Raw genomic sequence first — 22,366 nt, forward strand, 5'->3', positions numbered from 1 at the left:
TTAAGAAAAATTGTTTTTCTCAAAAAATTAAAAAATATTACATTTTGACAATTTTAAGTAATAGCAAAATAACAAAACAAATTTTAAACAGTTTACAAACAAAACTACATAACACAATTAAATAGTTGTGTGGTTTTAAGATTTTTAAAAATAAGTAATTAAATAAACAAAAGGAAATTAATATGAAAAAAATAACCAATAAAAAAATAATAAAAAAATGATTGAAAAAATCATCATTGTTTATTCTAACTGCAACACCACTTGCTGTCGCATCTATTTCTTTTGCTGCAATGTTTAAATATTCTAATGAAAATAAAAATGAAAAGTATTCATTAGTATTTGAAAAATATAATTCAGTATCTGAAAAACTTGGGCCTAAATCTGAAGAAGAAATAGAATTAACTAGAAAAACATTAATTGGAGTAATAAACTCACTTAAAAAGGAAGTTAGTGAAGATGCAGATTTTGTATTTTCAGACGCAAATATAAAATCATCTTTTAATTCAACAATTAGCCAAATTGAAGCTAAAGCACATGATAAAGATTTTTTTGCAACTGCTAAAGATGAAGATTTTGAAAAATTTCTTATGCAGTTAAAAAATATTAAAAATACATGAAATGGGAATGCGAATAAAGCGAAGGCTTTAGAAAAAATTAAAAATTTAAATAATATTTCTCAATCAGCTAAGGATTTGGTTAATAATCTTAAAGAAATTAATTCAAAAGAAAAGTTAGAAAATTATGTATCAGGACTACAAAGATTAAATGGTAGACTTGTAGAGGTAAAAAATAAATTAAAAGAATATTTAGATACAATGTCATCAAAAAAATATCTTTGAGCCTCTAATAAAACACAAATTGATGATGAAGTCAAAGATGCAACTAATAAAATTTTAGATATCGATAGCATGAAAATAAAAATTTCTAATGTCAATGAATTTAATAAAGCTCTTAAAAAAATTACTGAGGCAAAAGAGTCATTAAATGGAGAAGAAATTTTTAAAACTAAAAAACAAAAACTACTTGATAAATTAAAAACTCAACCACTAGTATTTATTGAAAAATCCGCAATTAATAAAATTACTGAAAAAATCAATGAAATTGAAAGTCATAAAGATTTTAATGATATTGAAACAAAAATTAATCAAGCTGAAGCAAAAGGAAATGAACTTTCTAATAAAATTAACAATTTATCAACTAAAAAATCAGAAGGTAGAAATTTTGATTTATCTGATGAAACAATTAAAAATCAATTAACAAATTTAATTAATGATTTAACAAATATAAGAAGTAGTGACTTATTTAACAACGAAAATATTAATTTAGCTTCAACAAAACTAGCAGAAGCAAATAAATTCGAACTAAATGGTGATACTAATTTTGATAATTCTAAAAAACAAATTAATGGTTTAACTAATTTGAGTGAAGCTAATAAAATTCAAGCTATAAATGCATTAGAAGATACTAAAAAAATCAATTCTAAATCAAGTTTAGAAAATGCTGTTCAAAATTTTGTAGCAATGGATCAAAAAGCTCAAAAAATTAAAAATGAAATTAGTAATTTAAATAATTTAAGTGAAGAAGCTCAAAATCAATTTAGTGCGGAATTGGGTCACATCAATATTACTTATTTGACACTAGAAGAATTTAAAACAAAAGCTGATAAAGAGGTTAATAAAGCAAAAGCACTGAATGATAAATATCTTGATTTAAAATCTGCTTATGATAAATATAAAGATGAAATGGCAAAAGCGAATTATCTTGATGCAACTGAAACTGTAAAAACAACCCAAGATGCAGCAGTTGCTTCAGCATTATCATCAGTTTTAAATAGTTCAATAATACCAAGTCTTACAACAAATTTACAAGGTAAATTTAAAGCAAATATTACAGCAAATGATGTTGATACAGCAATTCAATTAATCAAGAATGCACTAACTCAGCTTGATGGAAACGAAAATCTTGCAAAAGCGAAAAACATATTAAAAAATAAGGTTAATAAAGAAGGCGAATTTGCAATATTTAGTAATTCTACTAAAATAGTATTTAATAATAAAGTTGATAAAGCTGATTCGATTGCAAAAGTTAATATAGTTGACAATGAAGCAGGAAAGGTTTTAGAAAAATTTAATGAAATTTTTAAAATTATTCAAAAAATAGATAATGAAAAAAACGATATTAATTATAAATTATCTAATGATTCTAAAATCAATGCAGTAAACAACGTTTTAAATGACTTGAATAATTTTAAAGAGGCAAATTTATTTGATACTTCATTAAATACTAAATTAACTGAGTATGAAAATCAAACAAACCAAAGCTTGGCAAATTTAGACGGAAATCAAAATTTCGAAAACGTTAAAACTACAATTGATAGTTTTGAAAATTTTTCTGAAAATCAAAAAACAATTGCAAAAACAAATATTCCAACTACTTCATTAGCAGATTTAAATCAATACCTTGATCATTTAAGAAAACAAAATATAGCACTTTCTAAACAAAAAGATATTATTGATCAATTACCAAAATTAAGTGATGAACTTAAAAATGAATTAAAACAAAGTTTAAATAATATCGATATTACTAAAACTGATGATGAAAGTGCAAATAAAGATTTTGATTTTGCATTAAAAAATGCTATTGAATTAAATGCAAAATATAAGGATTTCCAAAATGCTGTTGAAAATTATATTTCAATGCGTGAAACAGCAGTTTATGGAGCATCAACCAATCAAAAAGAACAAGATAAAATTGCGCTTGATGCAGTCAATATTGTACTTAATAATTTTGTAAATGATTTTTATATTAATTTTTCAGCAAACACTTTTAAATATGGAATAGATATATCAAAAGTAAACAATGTTATGCAAATAGTAAAAACAGCAATCAAAAATTTAGATGGTGAATTTCATATTGAAGCAGCAAAAAATAAGTTAATTGAAAAATTTAAAAATAATAGTAATTTATCAATTACAACTAAAAATTATTTAGAAATGGAAATTAAAAAAGTTAACAGCAACCAGCATGATTGAAAACAAAAATTAAATGAACTTGAACACTATACTAATTCAGCATTAATGAGAAATTAAAACAAATTTAAAACAAAAAATACTTTTTAAATTATTTTCAAGATAATTACAAAGGTATTTTTTTTAGTTTTACTAATTTTGAAAAATATTTTTACGCAAAAATTAATTTCAAAAATTTCTTAAGAAAATAAAAAATAGTAAAAAATTACTTTTTATCCTAAAAGCCATTTTGATTTGAAATATAAAATGCAACGATTAATGATGTCGTTGCATTTTTTACAATCTTATTGAGAAAAAAAATAAAAAAATGTTTACTTCAATTATCAAATAGCCAAAATCTTAATAAGAAACAAAACTACAATTTAAAGAAAAAATAAAAAGAAATTCTAATAGCAAAAATATCATCAATTTAATTTTTCACAAGAAAAAAGCGAAAACAAAAATATTATGTTTTTAAATTTGCTTTTTAACTTATTAAATTAACACGAACTTAACAATGTTTGTAAAATATTTAACTTTTTTAAAATTTATTTTAAATTATTTGTAATTTAGTTTATCTAAAATAAATTTTAATAAATACAATTTTTTCAAATTGAATTATTTTTTATTTTATAATTAATAAAAAAGAGGTTTTTTTAAATAAATTCTTCATATTAAAAGGGGTTTTAAATTTATGAAAAATAAAAAGAAATTTTTAATTATTTTTTCTATATTTTCTGTACTTGTAATTCCAATAGTTTTAATACCAGTATTAGTCTTTATAAAAAAAAAGGATAATTTAAATAAAATCAATGTAAAAGAAAAAGAATTAGTTGATAAAAAAATCGAAATAAATGAACCTATAGAAAATGATTTTGAAATAAATGAAAAAATTGATAAAAAACCTAGCATATTAGAAGTTAGATTTAATTATAATTATTTTAAATCACTTTATGGCTTAGTAAGTAATGTTTCTGAATTTAATGAATTTGATAATAAATTAAGAGAAAATGTTTTAGTATGAAACGAATGAAATAATACTTATGAAGAAAATACAAAATTTTTAGATAAATTTTTAAATTTTTATAAAAAAGAATTTAATGCAGAATTTTTTAAAAAATTTGATTTAATTTATTTATTTAGAACCATTCCAACCATTTCGGGAAAAAGATGACTAGATTCTATTGATATTAAAAATAATGACATTTATTTTAATATTGTTAATTCTACTTTTGTTTTATTTGAAATGGAAAAAGGACACCCAATCACAACAGTAAAAACAGCATTTTCTAGTCCATTAACATATTTTGTAATTGTGCCAAAAATTAATAATGTAAGAAAATTTCACATGAATTTCATCGAAACAGCAAAGGCATATGAAGAATATAGAAAAACAATTCCAGCTGGAATAATTTTTAAATCAGAAGATAAAATTATTGAATCAAAAATTTTTGAAATTAATAATAAAATGTATTTTTCATCTTACAAATTTAAATCTCGCAATAAACCTGAAAATCCAGACTTATAAATTTGAAGTATTTGAATGACTCATAAATTTAATAGGAGTCATTTTTATCAATTTTATAGTTAAAATTTTTGTTTATTTATGTTTTTCGAACATTTAACATATTTTGTAATAATTTCAAAAACTAATAGTGCAAAAAATGTTAAAAAAACATTATAAATAGGTTTAATAGATATAGAAAATATAAAAAATTTTTAGCAAGCATAATTTCCAGTCAGAAAATTAAATTATTGAATCTAAATATATTGAAATTGAATAATTAAAAAAATATGACTTAAATTAAATGCACAGACCCCAAAAAGTTAAACCTTATATTTCAATAAAAAATGACTTTTTATCCCAAAAACTATTTAACATTTTTTTAATTTTTAAAGCTAAGTTTATGCTTTTTATTTCAATAATTAAATACTTTTTTCAATATTTCTAAGTAAAAAAATAACTTTTTTACACTTTTTTTCAAAAAACAATCAAAAAAAAGATTTAAATTTAAAATTATTATTTTTATAGCTTTTTTTGTAATAAAATTAATAAACCTATTACAAAATATTAGTAAGAAATTTACTATTTTTTACAAACACATTATTTAGCAATTATTTCAAAAATATTCAAAATTAATTTTGTAATAGAAAAATATCAATAGTACTAAAAATTAGTAGTTTAGGTTTAACTAAACATAATATATTCAGTATTTAGAAAAGAAATTATGGAAAATTTTAATAAGAAAAAAGTTACAAATAAGTTTTTAGTGAAAACATCAGGACTAGTGGTATCAGTTATTCCACTAACACTATCATTTTTATCATTAGCAGCAGCAGATAATAGCGCTTCAACAACTACAACACCTAATGAAAAACAAGTATTAGTTAGTGAAGCAAAAAAACATATTGAAAATACATTTTCAAATTTGTCAATAACATTAAAAAATAGTTTTAAGTCACAACTTGATGTTCTTAACACTAATGATGCTAGCGAAACTAAGTCTGATTTTGAAATAAAAGTTAATGCTATTAAAACAACGGCAAATAGCTTAAATGAAGCAAAAGCAAAATTAAAAAATTCAATTAAAGTTGAACCATTAAGTGAATTAGCTGAAAGTGTTAAAGCGATAACACAAGAAATTGATGGTGCTAGCTCACTAGATGCTTTAAATTCAATTGAAACTAAAATTCAAGAAGCAACAAAACTAGTTACTCAGCTTAAAGTTAAAATTACTGAGCTTGAAAATGAAAAGAAAACAAATGTAAGTAAATTTAATTTATCTGATGAAGCAAGAAAAGTTAAATTTGATCAAACAGTTACCGATTTAAAAGCTTTTTTAACTCAAGATTTATTTCAAAATAATAAACTTCAATTAATAGCAGATGCATTAGCGGCTACAATAGATTTATCATTAAATGGTAATTTTAATTTATCTTTTGCTATTAATCAAATTTACAATTTAGACTATTTAAGTGTATCTCAAAGATCACAAGCACTATTATTGTTAAATAATGAGTCCAAAATGACTTCTAAAGAGATACTTGAAACTAATGTTCAAAGATTTAAGGATATTGATTCACAGTTAGAAAAATCAACTGTTCGTTTATATCTTTTGAGAAATCTAAGTTTAAATGCCCAAAATGTTTTCACTGATGAAATTAGCGGAATTGATATTAGTGAAATTACAGTGGCGCAATTACAAACAAAAATTAATGAAATACTAGATCGAGCTAAAAAGATTAACACTAAATATACTAATTTAGAAGTTGCCTATTATGCTTATAAAAACGAAATGTCAAAAGCAAATTATATTGATGCAACTCCTGCTGTTAAAACAGCTCAAGATAAAAATGTATTGGATGCTTTAGATTCAATTTTAGAAGATGCTGTTTTACCTAGTCCTAAACAAGATTTAGTTGATAAATTTAAACCTAATATCACTGTAGAAATGATCGATGCTGCAATTGCAAAAATTAATGCCGCCTTTTCTGCATTAGATGGTAATACTAATCTAAGTAAATATAAAGCAGCAATGCGTGCTAAAACTACTGCATCAGGTGAATTTTCATCACTAAGTGAGCCGACTAAAGCTGCTATTAATAGTGAAATAGCTGCAGCTAATTTTTTAGATGCTGCTGAAATAGTTGAAATCAAAGCTAATAGAGCATTGACAATTCTTGGTGAGATTGATGCTACTACTAAAAAGTTGAATGAAATTAAAACTACAATTAGTTATACTTTAGCAAATGATTATCAAATTAACCAAATTAATAAAACACTAAAGGATTTAGCAGTGTTAAGAAATACTAATTTGTTGTTAAATAGTGCATCAAGAGATTCAAATCATTTTAAAAATCAAGCTCAAAGAGATTTGGATAGTTTAAATGGTAATACCAATTTAAATGCAGCTAAATCTAAGGTTGCTAGCTTTAATCACATTCCGGCAGATCAAAATGCAAAAGCACAAAATAGTTTGCCAACAACTTCATTATCAGATTTATTAATGCGTGTGGCTGATTTGGAAGAAGTTAATAATGTTATTTTGAAAAACAAATTAGCAGTAGCTGAATTAGCAAAATTAAGTGATGAATTCAGAAGTCATTTAAAATTAGCAGTAGCTGCAATTGATGTTGAAGAAACCAAGGCTAAAAATATTAGTGATTCAAACACGGTGGCTACAAAAGCGATATTGCTAAATGCAAAATATTCAGATTTTCATAATACAAGTGAAAATTACATTTCATTACATCAAACATCAGTTTATGCAGCTTCAACAAATCAAAAAGAGCAAGATAAAATTGTAATCACAGCATTAAACACTGTTCTTTCTGATATGCGGCAAGATTTGGCATTTAACTTTATTACAAATACATTTAAATATGGTACAGATATGGCAAAAGTTGAAAAAGCTATTACTGTAATTTCACAAGCGATCAAAAATTTAAATGGAGCAAAAATAATTGAAGAGACTAAAGCTAAATTACTTGAAGAATTTACAACAAATCCTAAATATCAACAATTACCAGCAGCTTCACAAGCAACTCTAGCAAAATTAATTAATGAAATTAATCCTAACCATTCGGATTGAAAAGAAAAATTACAACAGCTTTTAGACATAAGTGATAATGCGGTAAATCAATTACAAACAATTAATTCCCAAATTACATTAGCTCAAACTAACGGCAATACAAGCAAAGTTTTAGAATTACAACAATTAAAACAAGTTGATTTAGTTGCTTTAGCTTTTGAAAATATTGCAGCTTCACAAGCAAATGCTAACAAAACTTGATGATTCTTATCATTATTGGGATTAATTCCGGTTATTGGGGCATTGTTATTTATAAAATTTCGAAAGAAAAATAAATCATAAAAACTCATATAATGTATCAGTTTAATTGACAATACTCAATCTAACTGATATTTTTTTGTTATTTTTTAATGATTTGCTTTAAATTAGCTGTAAAAATTAAATTATTTTTACAATTATTTTGTTTATATTTAATTTATTTTATTACTATATTAAAATTAAACATGGTTATTACTTAATATTTTTAGGAGAATGAATTTAATTGCAACACCCTGGTTAAAACTTATTATTTATTTAGAAAAAATTTCAAGAAATAATGTTAGTAATAGCACAAATAACTAAAAGAAGTTAGAAATAAGTAAATGACAATTCATTTACGCATCTATTAAAGTATTTCAAATTTAAGTGAAAATATTTTGAAAATATTATTACTTAAATTTTAATTAAGAAAAGGTATTATGAAAAGTTCTAAGAATAAAAATGTTATAAAAAAATCAGCTTTAGTAGTTTTAACTGCTACACCATTAGTGGCTGGAGCTATTGCTTTTGTAACAGTTAGCAAAACTCAGCAGGCTAACTCAAAGCAATTAGAAACTATAATCACTAATTATAGTGATGAAACTGTAGCACCTGCTGCGCCCGTAACTCCAGCACCAAGCCCCACTGCTGAAGAAATTGCAGCAGCTAAGCAAGCTTTAAAAGATAAAGCAACAGTTTTTACTAATTATAAAAGCGATGTAAATTATTTATTGGCTGATGATGATAAAAAACAAGCTTTTGATAACAAAATTACAGAGTTAACTACAAAAGCAAATGAGACTGGATTTAATTGATCAACTTCAAGTTCAGAATATACAAGTTTTGTTTCAGCAGCAGAAGCAACTAAAACAGGATTAAATGGTAATGCTAACAAAGCTAATGCAATTAAAACAATAAAAGAACTACCAAATTTATCTGAAGCAACACAAACAGCGGCTGAAACAGAAATTAACAATACTTCTGAAACAAATACAAATGAAAAGTTAAAAAGTATTGTTCAAAGATATCAAGGTGTTAATAGCAAATTTACACCTTTGAAAGAAAAACTTGGCATATATACTACTTTAATGAATTCAATTGATTATATTTATGCAACAAACAGAACTGAAAATGATAATAAAGTTAAAGAAGCACTTAATAAAGTTTTAGATTCATCAATAACCTATTTAACAGCCTCAACAACTATTGATGCTAAAAAAATAAAAGCTAATGATTCTAATCAAGTAAATGTTGTAATTAATGCAATTGGTGATGCGACTAATTCATTAAACGGAAGAGAAAAATTTAAAGAAGCTAAGGATGCATTAAAAGCAAAATTACAAATAGAACCATTAAGTTTTGTTGCGGAAGCAAAAAGAAAAAATATTGAAAATGAAATAACGGAAGCAGCTAATCCATCAGATTTAGAAACTCTTAAATACAAAGTAGAAACCGCTGAAAAATTAGCTCAGCAAATAAAAGCTAAAATTGATGAGCTTTTAAATAGAAAAACTACTGAAGTGTTAAATTATAATTTATCTGATGATAGTTTAAAATCGGCATTTGATAATGCTATTAGTGAACTTAAAGAGTATCAAAAAAATAATTTATTTGATACAACAATAGTAGAGGCAGCAGAAGCTAAACTGGCAGCAGTAAATGAATTAAAATTAAACGGGAATGATAATTTAACTTTTTATGAAAGTCAAATAGAGAATTTAGATCATTTAAGTGGTGATCAAAAAACTAAAGCAAAAGCAGCTTTAAGAAATGTAACTAAAATAACATCAAAGTTAGCGCTTGAAAATGAAGGATTAATGTTCATAGACATGAACGCAAATGTTAAATTAACTAAAAAAGAAATTAATGATTTAAAACATTTAAGCAGCTTAGCAAAAGATAAATTTATTGAGAAATTTGGTTTAATTGATATCACCAATTTGACACTTAACCAAATGAAGGAAAAAAATGCTGAAATAAAATCTGAAGCAATTCAATTGAATACTAAATTTAATGATTTGAATACGGCTTATGAAACCTATAAAGCTGAAATGATTAAAGCAAATTATGTTGATGCAACAGAAACTGTAAAAACATCGCAAGATGCTGCAGTTACTTCAGCTTTAGATAAAGTTTTAGATGCTTCCACAAAACCTGGATCAACAAATGATTTACAAGGTAAAATTAAAGTTGATATTACCATTGCAAATATTGATGCTGCAATTGCTGACATTAACGCAGCTTTAGCAGCACTAGATGGTGCAGCAAATTTAGAAGCTGCAAAAGCAGCTTTAAAAGTAAAAACTAATGACGGTGAAAAATTTTCTTCATTTAGCACAGCAACAAAAGCGGAATTTCATAAGCAAATTAATGATGCACAGTTTATAGCTGAAGTTAATGAGGTAGAAGCCAAGGCAGAAAAAACATTAGAAAGATTTAAAGGTATTTTTGAAACTATTAAAAAATTACAAGATATTAAAAGTGATCTTAATTACATTTTAGCTGATCCTTTACTTATGAAAGCTGTGAATGATATATTAGTAAATTTAAATACTTTTAAGGATACTAATATATTAGAAGAGGCTTCTAATGTAGAATTTGAACAATATAAAAATCAAGCTGATACTGCATTAGCTAATTTAAATGGAAATACTAATTTAACTAATGCTGAGAGTAAAGTTAAAGGTTTACAACACATTCCAGAAACCGAAAGAACTAAGGCTGTTACTAGTTTGCCAAAAACTTCGTTAGCTGAATTAGTTCAAAGAACAACTGATTTAGAAGAAGTTAATACAGCAATTGGAACAGATAAGGCTACAATAGACACTCTTTTAAAATTAAGCAATGATTTTAGAACTAAATTAAAAGTAGAAACCGCAGCTATTGACGTCACCCAAACTAAAGATAATAATATTAAACATACTAATACAGTAACTCAAACTGCTGTAGCACTAAATAAAAAGTACCCAGATTTCCAAAAGGCAAGTGAAAATTACATCTCAGTGCATCAAACAGCAGTTTATGCAGCTTCAACTAATCAAGAACAACAAGATAAAACTGTTACAGCAGCATTAAATAATGTATTATCTGATGCACGTAAAGACTTAAATTTTAACTTTGAAACAAACACTTTTAAATATGGTACAGATATGGCTAAGGTTGAACAAACAATCGCAACTACAGAATCAGCAATGAATGCCCTTAATGGTGAAATTCAAATTCAAAAAATCAAAACAACCGCCGCTGAAGAGTTTGATAGTAATACTAAATATGAAGTTTTACCGGTAGCAACAAAAACAACATTGCAATCATTAGTAAAATCTATTAGTAGTAATCGTAATGATTGAAAAGAAAAAATAGAACAAATTAAAGAAGAAGCTGAAACCGTATTAGTTAAAGTGCAAACAATTAATTCTAATATCGCTTTAGCTGAAGCAAAAGGTGAACGTGATAAAGTTGCTGAATTAAAACAATTAAAAGAAGTTAATTTAGTTGATTTAACAAAGTTTAGTGATCTTTTACCTTCAACACCAAATATTGAATCATCACCGAATAAAATGTGAGGCTTATTAGCATTAATTGCTTTAATCCCAATCGGAATAGCAACATTTTTTGTGAAATTCAAACAAAAAAATAAGTAATTAATTTAATTATATTTAATTAAAAAATATCTTTCGAAGCTTTATTGACTTGAAAGATATTTTTTATATTTTTTTATTTTTACAGAAAAATTTAAAGAAAAAATTGTTTATTTTTTAGGAATTATTTTTTGTGCTTTATATATATATATATATATTAAAATTACCTTTAACTATTATTTCATTTTTTACTATTTTTGTTTTTGAATAACAAAATAACAATAAGAAGTATTAAAAATAAGTAAAAATTTTTGAATATTAATAGTAAATTTATTAGTGGACACTAAAGAATATTAAACTATTCTAATTTAGTCATAAATAAGTGCAATTATAAAAAATTTATTTAGTTTTAAGAAAATTCTAACATAGAAAAGCAAAAAATAATTACTACAAAATTTAAAAAATTTATATTTAAAATGAGGCTTTATGAAAAAAATAAGTAATAAAAATAAAAAATTTTCACAATTTACAAAATCAACTTTATTAGTTTTATCTATGACACCTTTATTAGGTGCAATTGGTGCGATCGTTTCAGCAGATAAGCACTATACATGACTTAAAAAAATAGATGGAGAATCAATAAGAGATTGAATTAAAAAAAATCGCCTTGTTAATTTTACTTCTCGACAAATTGATGAATTAAATAAATTAAATTATAATTTTAATCAAGCTCAATGAATTCATGTAATGAATGACAAAATGGGTTTAATGCGCATGATGCACAAGCTTATTGACAGTGCCGTTAATGGTAAAACGGATTTTTCACCCCATTTTTTAAAGAATACTAACTATAGTGTTAATTCACCATTTGCGGTTGATTTATCAAGAGTTTCTAATATTTTACTAGAAGATGATTTCGGAACTGATGTTTCCCCGATTGATGAAAATAATATTACACAAGCAATAATAAAACTTAGTGGATCTTGAGGTGGATTAAATGGTTTTGCAGAAGAACTTAATGAAATATTTAGAAAAACCAAAAAAGAAACAAATAATTTAAACCCTCAGCAAAAGGCGGCATATTTTAACAATATACAGCTATTTAAACAATTTATAATAGATAAAAAAATTCAACCCTTTAATAATGAAGGTCATGTAAATGAAAATTATGTAAATCAGTGAAAAGAAGTCTTACAAGAGTTTAAAAAAACAAAAGATAATTTTAAAAAAATGTATCAGTTGGATGAAAAAATGGCATCTTTAAAAGATGTTATTAAAATTTATGAAGCTAATAAAGTTCTTTTTAAATATACAAATGCTACCCCGGAAACAAGAAGAGCTTTTGATAATGCAATTGCCGAAGCTAAAAAAGATTTTGTTTATACACAAGATAGTTTTATTAATAATTTTAAACAAGATATTAAAAATAAATGGAATGCATTAGCCGGAATTGATAACCGTGAATGAAAATATAAAATATTAGAAGAAGCAAAAACTAGAGTAATTTCAGGTTATGACAAATTATCTAAACAAGTTAAAGACAATGTGTTGACTTTATTAGAAGGTCGTGCTACTATAGGTCAAGCTAGAAATGAAGAACAATTTCGTGAATTTTTGAAAGCTCGAACAGATGCTTTGGAAAAATTAAATAACACTTTCCCGCAATTAGAAGAAGCATTTAATAAATATACTGCTGTAATAGGTACTCCAAAACATGATCAAGCTTCTAATAAATTAAATGAAGATGATAAAGTTCTTAAATTAATTGAAGAAATTCTATCAGACCCAGGGCGTGGCGATGGAGCAACATCGGATACACTTTGAAAACCAGTAGATTCTAAAGGTCGTCCTTATTTAACTAAAAAATATCATATTACTTACTTAAAAATTAAAGAAAGAATTAATGAAAGAAAAATTCAAGAAACAATTAATGGAATTGATAGTGCTATAAAAGCTCTTAATGGCGAAGTTGTTTCTGCTCTAAACGATTACTTAAGTGCAATTGGTACTGGAAAATATGACACAGCCACTAACCAAGCTGAACAAAATAAAATTGTTTTTGATACCTTAAATGAAATTTTGCAAAATTCAGTAACACAACCCTCGCCATTAGAAAAAAATTTTTCTATTGGTAATAACCTAATTAAAACTGGCAAAACAGAAGCTGAAATATCTGCGGCCGCATCTAAAATTAGACAAGCTAAATCTGACCTTAACGGTAGTGAACTAGGTGCCCAAAAAACTGAATTAAAAAATAAACTAAATATTGCTCCTTTGATTCACCTAAATACAACAACTAAAAATGCAATTATAAAAGCAATTGATGAAGCAATTACTAAAAATAAATTAGATGAAATATCAATAAAGTTAGATAAACTTGCTACTAATTTTAATGCTGCAAATAGTGAACTATCTGATTTAAAAAATTATAAAACAACATTAGCAAGCAAACTAAATTATCGATTAGCAGATGATAGTTTAAAAATTGCTTTCAACCAAAAATTTGATGCATTAAAAAATAAATTGGATAACGCTAAAAATGCTAGTGGAATAAACATTTGAGAAAATGATGGTTTTGCCAATGCGTTTAGCGAATTAGAAACAGCAAAAAATAATTTAAATGGAACAATAAATAAAAATCAAGCTTTCACAAATATAGACAATTTAATAAATATTGCTGATTCAGTAAAACAAGCTATTAAAGATCAAATTGAAAAAAATGACAAAGCTGAAAAAATCGAAAGCAAAACAGCAATGCAAGCATTAGTAAATAATCTTAAAGCTACTAATAATAAATTTACAGATTTAAAAATTGAATTAAAAAAATACACTGATTTAATTGGAAATCAAAAACATAATTTAAGTACAAATAAAGATTCAATGGATATTAATGTTAAAAATGCTTTAAAATCAGTAATTAATGGAGATGAATTTACAACAATTAGCAATACTACAAATCTTGATAGTAAAAAATTGAAAGCTACTAATGTAGGGTCTATTGAAGCTGCTATATCAATAATTAGAAATTCTATTGCTGAGCTTAATGGTGATAAGGTTGCCAAGGTAAATGCTGCTAAAGCAAATATAAATAGCTTAAATAAATTGAGTCCTGCATTAAAATCTGATTTTACTAACAAGCTATTAGCTTTGAATGTTGATAATAAAACTGAAACATTGGCTGATTTTGAAAAAAATCAAATCAAGCCTATTACTGATAAAGCTGTTGAATTACAAAATGAATTTAGTAATGTAAATGCTGCCTTAATTAGTTTTAGAGATAAATACTATAAAGCTCCAGAAGGCACAGAAGCAACAAATAGAGAAAGTGAATGAAATAAAGTTATTGATGAGCTAAATACCGTTATATCTATATCGCTGAGCAAAACTATTTCTCCCGCTTATGAACTTCAAACTAATAATAGTGTAATGTTTAAAAATGGCATTACAATCGATGATGTAAAAGCAGTTATTAAAAAAATTAATGAATCAAAAAAGTCTTTAAAAGGATTGGAAGAATTAAATACTAAAAAAGAATCTCTAAAAAATGAATTAAATGCAGTTCCATTTAATAAATTAAATAGTGCAACAATTGCAGCTTTCAAAAACAAAATCAATAATTCCAATAGCTCATCAGAACTAGAAGCAATTAAAAATAAGGCTACAAAATTAGCAAATGAAATGGATCGGTTAAAAGCTAAAATTACTGTAGGTGATGCAGCTAAAACTAATGAAAACTACAATTTAGCCTCAACAGTTAAAAAAGCTAATTTTGATGCGGCTTTAAATGCATTAAAAGTCAAAGTTAATAATGAAGATATCTCTGAAAAATCAGTTTCAGACTTAAATAGCTTAGATTCTAATCTAGATGTAGCATTTGGTAATCTAGATGGATTATTAAATAAAGCTAAAAATGATTTAAGATCAAAATTAATGACAGAGCCAATTAATAAATTAAATGCACAAACTATTACTGCAATTAATTCAGCAATTAATAGTGCAGCTGATGTTGATTCTGTTAAAGCCTTAAATACAAAAATTCTTAGTTTAGCAACGGCTTTTAATAATGCGAAAAATGCAGCAGAAACTTTAAAAAGTTATCAAAGTAATGCTAATTATAAACTAGCTGATAATGATAAAAAAGCAACATTTGACCAAAAACTAAAAGCATTAGAAGATCTTGTTAATAGCCCAACTAATATTTTAGATACTGCATCTTCTGTATTTGATTCCGCAAAAACTGCAGTAGAAATAGCTAAAGCCCAATTAAATGGAAATACAAACTTATCAAATGCTGTGAGCAAAATTAAAAATGATTTAAATCATTTAAGTATTACCCAAAAAACTGAATCTGAAACTAAAATTAAAGATTTGACAAAAGTTAATTCAAAATCAGCACTTGATAGTGTTATGGCAACATTTACTAATATCAATACCGAGCTTGGAACGACTAAGTCAGCCATTAATGCTATAGCTAATTTAACTGAAAATGAGAAAAAAACTTTTATAGAAAAATTAGATCAAATTAATATCACCAATCTAACAGATGCTGAAGCAAAAACTATAATTGAGAATATTAAGCTAGAAGCCAAAAAAATAGCATGAGTTAATAAAGCTGCGCAAGAAATTGAAGCCTTATTACATTTATCTGGAGATTTAATTGATAAGATTAAAAATCAATTAAATAGTTTTAGTAAAACAGATTCTAGTGAATTTGAAAATGTCTTTAAAGATAAAATTGATGAAATCAAGTCGAAAGCTAAAACATTAAATAATAAATATACAAATGAAATTGAAGTTAAATTTAATGATTATTTAAGTACAATTGGTACCGTTAAATATGATGAAGCAACTAATCAAACCGAACAAAACGATATAGTTTATGCAGCTTTAAATGAAATTGCTAAGCCAGTATTGACAAAACCAACAACTTTAACAAAAACCACTTCAATTAGTGGATTAAAAATTGATGCTGGATCCGATATTACAGCAATTCCTGCTTTATTAGATAATTTAATCACTAAGGTAACTAAAATTGCTGAAAAAATTGAAGAAGCTAAAAATAATTTAAATGGTGAAAATGTTTTAGTTGCTAAAATTGCTGAAAAACAAAAAACATTAAATGATTTATTAAATGATGAAACAAAATTTGGTAGTTTATCTAATGAAGTTAAAAATGCAATAAAAACAAAAATTGATAGTGTTGGTAATTCCAAAGCAGGCTTAGAAAAATTAACTAATGAAATTGAACCTAAAATTTATGCAGCTAATGAAATTATTAAAAAATTAAATAATAAAATTACTGCACTAGAAAAAGCAAAAACAGATCATCCATTAAATTATAATTTAGCTGATGATGATAAAAAAGTTCAATATGACAAAGCTATAAATGATTTAAAAAATCAATTAAAAGAAAATTTATTTGATTCTGCAAAAGTAAGTACTGCTGAAGCAGTTTTAAAAACAGCAGATGGATTAGCGCTAAATGGTCATGATAATTTAGATGTTGCTCGAAAAGTAATAGATGGTTTAGATAATTTAGGTAGTGATCAAAAAATTCAAGCCAAAAATAAATTAGAAGCAGTTTCTTCTAAAGAAGATTTAAATAATAAAGAAAAATTATTTACTAGCATTGATACTAAATTTGGTTTGGCAAAAACTGTTATTAGTACAAATGATAAATTAATATCAACTGAACAAAGCGCATTAAATGATAAGTTAGAAGCGATAAATATTAGTGATCTTACAGCTGAAACTACACAAAATAAAATTAATGAAGTTACATTAGAAGCAGATAAAACTGCATTGTTAAATGAAGCTATTAAAGAAGTAAATAATTTGACAAATTTATCACCATCTTTAATTCAAAAAATTAAAGATAAATTAAATAATTTTAACAAAGTTGATGCTACTCAAACTAAGGATGATTTTAAAACATTATTAGATAATATCAAAAACAAAGCCACAACATTAAATGACAAATTTAAAAATACAACTAATGGAGTTGTAAAAGCATTTAGTGATTATGTTGCAACAGTTGGAACCGATAAATATGATGAATCAACTAATAAAAATCAGCAAAATAATGTCGTTTATACTGCATTAAGTGAAATTGTTAAACCTGAGGTATCAGCTCCTACAACATTGACAAATGCTGAAAATATTAATACTTTAAAAGTTGGATTTAAAACAACCGATGCTTCTAAAGAGGTTGAAAATTTATTAGATGAATTAATTGCCAAAACTTCTGATGTTATAAATGAAATTAATAAAGCTAAAGCTGATTTAAATGGCGAGACTATTATTAGCTCAAAAATTAGTGAAAAGAAAAAAGAATTACAAGATTTCTTAAACGATAATACTGAATTCAATTCATTGCCAGACAGTGTTAAAAATAAAATTAAAAATGAAATTAGTGGTGTTAGCGATACCAAAATAGATTTAAATAAACTAAATGAATTGGAAACAAAAATAGTTGATGCTAAAAATACAATTAAAACAATCAATGACAAAATTGCTGAATTAGAAACAAAACAAAATGATAAAAATTACAAATTAGCAAACGAATCTAATAAAAAAGATTTTGATCAATTAATTCAAAATTTAAAAGATCAATTAAAAAAAGATTTATTTGATAAAGCTAAAAAAGATGCTGCTTTAGTTGTAGTAAATGATATAACAGATACCACTGCAAATGCTAAATTAAATGGCAATGATAATTTAGACAAAGCTCTTAATAATGCAAAAACTTTATCTAATTTAAGTGATGAACAAAAAACACAAGCTGAAAATAAATTAAAAGACTTTAATAAAATTGATAGTAAAGAAAAACTAGAAGCAGCTGAGAATTTATTAAGTGAAATTAATGATAAATTGAAAAAAGCTAATGATGATATTAAAGATTTACCGCATTTAACAAAAACCACTCAAGATAAAGCAATTGAAGATTTAGGTAAAATTAATATTACTGATTTAACAACTGATCAAGCTCACACTGCAATTGATACTATTGTAAATCAAGCTAGAGAGTTAAATACTTCACTTGAAGAAAAGTTAACTAAACTAAAAGAAGAACTTGCTAAATATACTAGTGAAATTGGAAAAACAAAACATGATGTAACGGAAAATGTAGTAGCAATAGATAGCAAAGTAGTTAGTGCACTTAAAACGGTTATTGACAAAATTACAGATGATACTAAATTAATTAATGCATTTGCTATTGATGATAATAAATTAACTACTAATGATCCTGATGCAATTCAAGTTGCAATTAACCAAATTACTACAGCACTAAATGAATTAAATGGCGATGATAAAATTAAAGAATTAACTAATAAATTAAATTCTGATGCTGAATTAAATTTATTAAATTCAACAACTAAAGCTAAAATTACTGAAGAAGCAAATAAAGTTACTTCATTTAGAGAACTTGAAGCTGTTAAAGCTAAAGCTGAGCAAGCGGCAAAAGATTACAAAGCAATCTCTGACAAAATTGCTGAATTAGAAGCAATTAAAAATGATGCAAATAATAAATATTATTTACTTGCTTCTCCAGCTAAACAAGCAGCAATTAATAGTGCAATTTTTGATTTAGAAAATAAATTAACAAATGATGATTTATATGGCAAAACTTCTAGCGATATTGAAGCGATTTTAAAACCAGCTAATGATGCGGTTGCTGCTTTAAATGGAAATGAAAACTTAACTACAGCTGAAACTAAAATTAAAGCATTGTCAAATATTAATAAAGTTGAACAAAATACAATTTTGACAGAATTAGGTGATTTAGCAAAAATTAATAGCGAATTAAAGTTAAATGAAGTGGTGGATAAATTTACTAATGTTAATAATTTTATTGGAGAAAAAATTTCAGAAATTAATAACTTAACACATTTTTCTAAAGAATTGCAAGATGAAGTAAAAGCTAACATTAAAAAACTTGAAGGCTTATTAACTAAAGATGAAGCTACATTAAAATCAGAAATTGAAACTGTTGTTAATAATGCTAAAACAACAAATGATAAATTTGTTGAATTAAAAACTAAAGTTGCAGCATATAAAAATGCCATGACAACTCCAGACTACACTGAAGATACTTCTGAAAATCAAACATTACAAAATAACAAAGTTAAAGATGCACTAGAATCAGTTTTAAAAGATAAAACTTATGCAAATATTGAAACAGATTTACAAGAATTAAATATAGAAAAATTTAAATCTAGAACAACACTTGCTAAAGTAGAAGCAGCAATCACTAAAATTGAAACTGCTCGCTCTTCTTTAAATGGATCAAGTCATGTTGATGAAGACAAAGAAAAATTAAAACAAAAAGTTGAAAATACAACCACTGGAGACTATAAAGATTTAAATGATGCAACTAAAAAAGCAATTTTAAATGATTTAAATAATGTAGACACAGATACAAAAGTTGAAGTAGTTGTAATTGATGAAAAAGCTACTAAAGCTTTAGATCTTCAAACTAAATTGCAAGATAAAATTAATGTATTAAAAGAATATCAAAAAGATAAAGACTATAAATTAGCTTCACTTGAACAAAAAACAGCTTTTGATACAGCTTTAACTAAACTTGAACAACAAGTTAAATCTAATTTATACGATAACCAAACAGAAGTTGAAAAAACTACTAATGATTTAATTACAGTAGCCGAAACAACCAAAACAGCTTTAAAAGGAAATGAAAACTTACAAAAAGCTAAAGATGATATTCAAGCTTTATCTAATTTAAATAAAACTACAACTCGAGATATAATTGAAGCTTCGCTAGATAATATTGATAAATTTTCAGATCAAACATTATTAAATAATGAAGTTTTAAAATGAACTTCAATTAATACTAAATTAGAAGACTTAAAAAATGCTTTAAAAACTTATACAACTTCGCCACTTGAACATTTATCTCAAGTAGCTAAAGAGGCATTCATAGCAAAAGCGCAAAAGATTGAAAATTTAAATGCGGATCAAGCAGCTATTGAAGCTAAAATTGCTGAAGTTAAAACCACAGCCAAAGAAACTAATGCAGCATATAATGATTTAAAAACCGCATATGATGCTTATAAAGCAAAAATGGCAACTGCTGATTATGTTGATGCAACAGAAAGTACAAAAACCACAGCTGATCAAACAGTTAAAAATGCTTTGGATTCAATTTTAGATGCTACAACAATACCAAGTGCAAATAATAATTTAGAAGGAAAAATTAAAGCTAATATTGATGCCGCTAAAATTCAAGAAGCCAAAACAGCTATTGAAAAAGCCCTAGATTCATTAAATGGTAATGAAAATTTAGCTAAATTAAAAGAAGAAGTATTAACTAAATTAGAACCTGGTAATGAATTCAATAGTTTAAGTGATGCCACAAAAGAAACAATCAGAAAAAATGTTAATGATGCTAAATTTGCAAGCAATGTTAATGACACAAATCAAAGAGCAAAAGATGCTCTAAATATTTCAAAAGGTATTGAAGACACAATTAAAAAACTTGAAAATGCTAAATCAACAGTTGATTATAAGTTAGCTAGTGATGATAAACAAACTAAGGTTAATGATGTATTGCAAGATTTAAAAGATTTAAAAAATAGCGATTTATTAGATGCTAGTGCTAAACATAATTTAAATACCACAATGCCTAAAGCCGCAGAAGCGATTGATAATCTAGATGGAAATGAAAATCTAGATAAAGCAAAAGCGAAAGTTGACAGTTTTAATGATATTCCTGAAGCAGCAAGAAATAGCGCACGTGATAATTTGCCAACTACATCACTAACTGATTTAGATCAAAAAGTGGATGATTTAAAAAAAATTAATGGCAACATTGCTGCAAATAAAGACATTATTAGTAAATTACCAAACTTAGATCAAGCTACTAAAGATAAATTAAATGAAGATGCTTCTCATGTTGATTTATCAAAATCAAAAGATAAAAATATTGAAAACTCAAATAATGTTAAAGATAATGCAGTTGATTTAAATAATAAATTTATCGACTTTAAATTAGATCTTGATAATTATTTATCAGTACAACAAACACCAGCTTATACAGCTGCAACTAATAATGCTATAGTAAATCAAAAAGTTGTAGCTACAATTAATAGCATTCTTTCAAATCATGTCCAAAGTGCCGGAGAAGTGACTCAAACCAGCACTTTCAAGCATGGAGTTAGTGTAGTTGATATCAATATTGCTTTAAAAGCAATTGAAAATGCAATTGCACAACTAGATGGTAATCAAGAGGTTATTAGAGCAAAACAAAATGTGCTCGACACCATTGCAACTGCTGGTGAATATAAAACTTTATCATACGCAACCAAACAAACATTAAAAGAAATGGTGAATGAAATAGGAGCTAATGAAACTGATTGAGAAAACAAACTGAGCAATGTTTTATTAGAAGCTAATAATGCACTAAATCTTTATTTGAAAATTGATTTAGCAATTGCTAAGGCTAAAATTGCTGGGTTAACTAATGAAGTAGTAAAATTACAAGAAGCTAAAGAAACGAGTTTAGTAACTTTGCCTAGTGAAAAATATAAAGATGGTGATGAAACATCAGGAAATTCGCCAAACAAACTTTGATGATTATTATCATCATTATTAGCTCTAATTCCATTGGCAATTTGATTCTTAATTTTTTTTAAATTCAAAAAGAAGAAATAACTTTATTTCAAACGATTAATATCTAAAAAAATATCTTAAAGAATTATTTAAAAATTTTAGTAAGATATTTTTTTTTATTTAAATAAAGTAAATTAATAATTTCCTAATTATAAAAACCAATTTTTGAAATAAATTTTATAAAAAAATAAATTTTTCAATATTTATATCTTATATATATTAAAATATAAAATAACTATTACTTATAACTTTAAAGGACAAGTATATTCATTGTTACATCCAGGGTAAAATTTGCAAAAAGTATCACTAGTTAAAAAGCAAA

At 25.2% G+C, this 22,366-nt stretch carries 5 protein-coding genes; all 5 read left to right on the forward strand.

From position 1 onward, the window contains the following. Positions 1-182 precede the first annotated feature (182 nt). The 5 genes from ACW95P_RS04260 (at position 183) to ACW95P_RS04280 (ending at position 22,086) form a co-directional block, all read left to right on the forward strand. Positions 183-3,089 carry a hypothetical protein gene (locus ACW95P_RS04260; protein WP_457962011.1) on the forward strand — a complete coding sequence of 969 codons (2,907 nt, stop codon included), beginning with the start codon at positions 183-185 and terminating at the stop codon, positions 3,087-3,089. A gap of 613 nt (positions 3,090-3,702) precedes the next feature. Continuing rightward, positions 3,703-4,536: a hypothetical protein gene (locus tag ACW95P_RS04265; protein WP_457962012.1), complete on the forward strand. Its 834-nt coding sequence runs from the start codon at positions 3,703-3,705 to the stop codon at positions 4,534-4,536. A 700-nt stretch (positions 4,537-5,236) separates the two neighbouring features. Then, positions 5,237-7,882: a V-type ATP synthase subunit I domain-containing protein gene (locus ACW95P_RS04270; RefSeq protein ID WP_457962013.1), complete on the forward strand. Its 2,646-nt coding sequence runs from the start codon at positions 5,237-5,239 to the stop codon at positions 7,880-7,882. Positions 7,883-8,277: 395 nt separating this feature from the next. Then, entirely contained in the window at positions 8,278-11,478 is a 3,201-nt protein-coding gene (locus ACW95P_RS04275; RefSeq protein ID WP_457962014.1) for a hypothetical protein, read from the forward strand. A gap of 423 nt (positions 11,479-11,901) precedes the next feature. Continuing rightward, complete coding sequence (locus ACW95P_RS04280; RefSeq protein ID WP_457962015.1) at positions 11,902-22,086, forward strand: hypothetical protein; 10,185 nt, start codon at positions 11,902-11,904, stop codon at positions 22,084-22,086. Positions 22,087-22,366: the final 280 nt, after the last annotated feature.

It is taken from the genome of Mycoplasma pogonae (assembly GCF_054170725.1).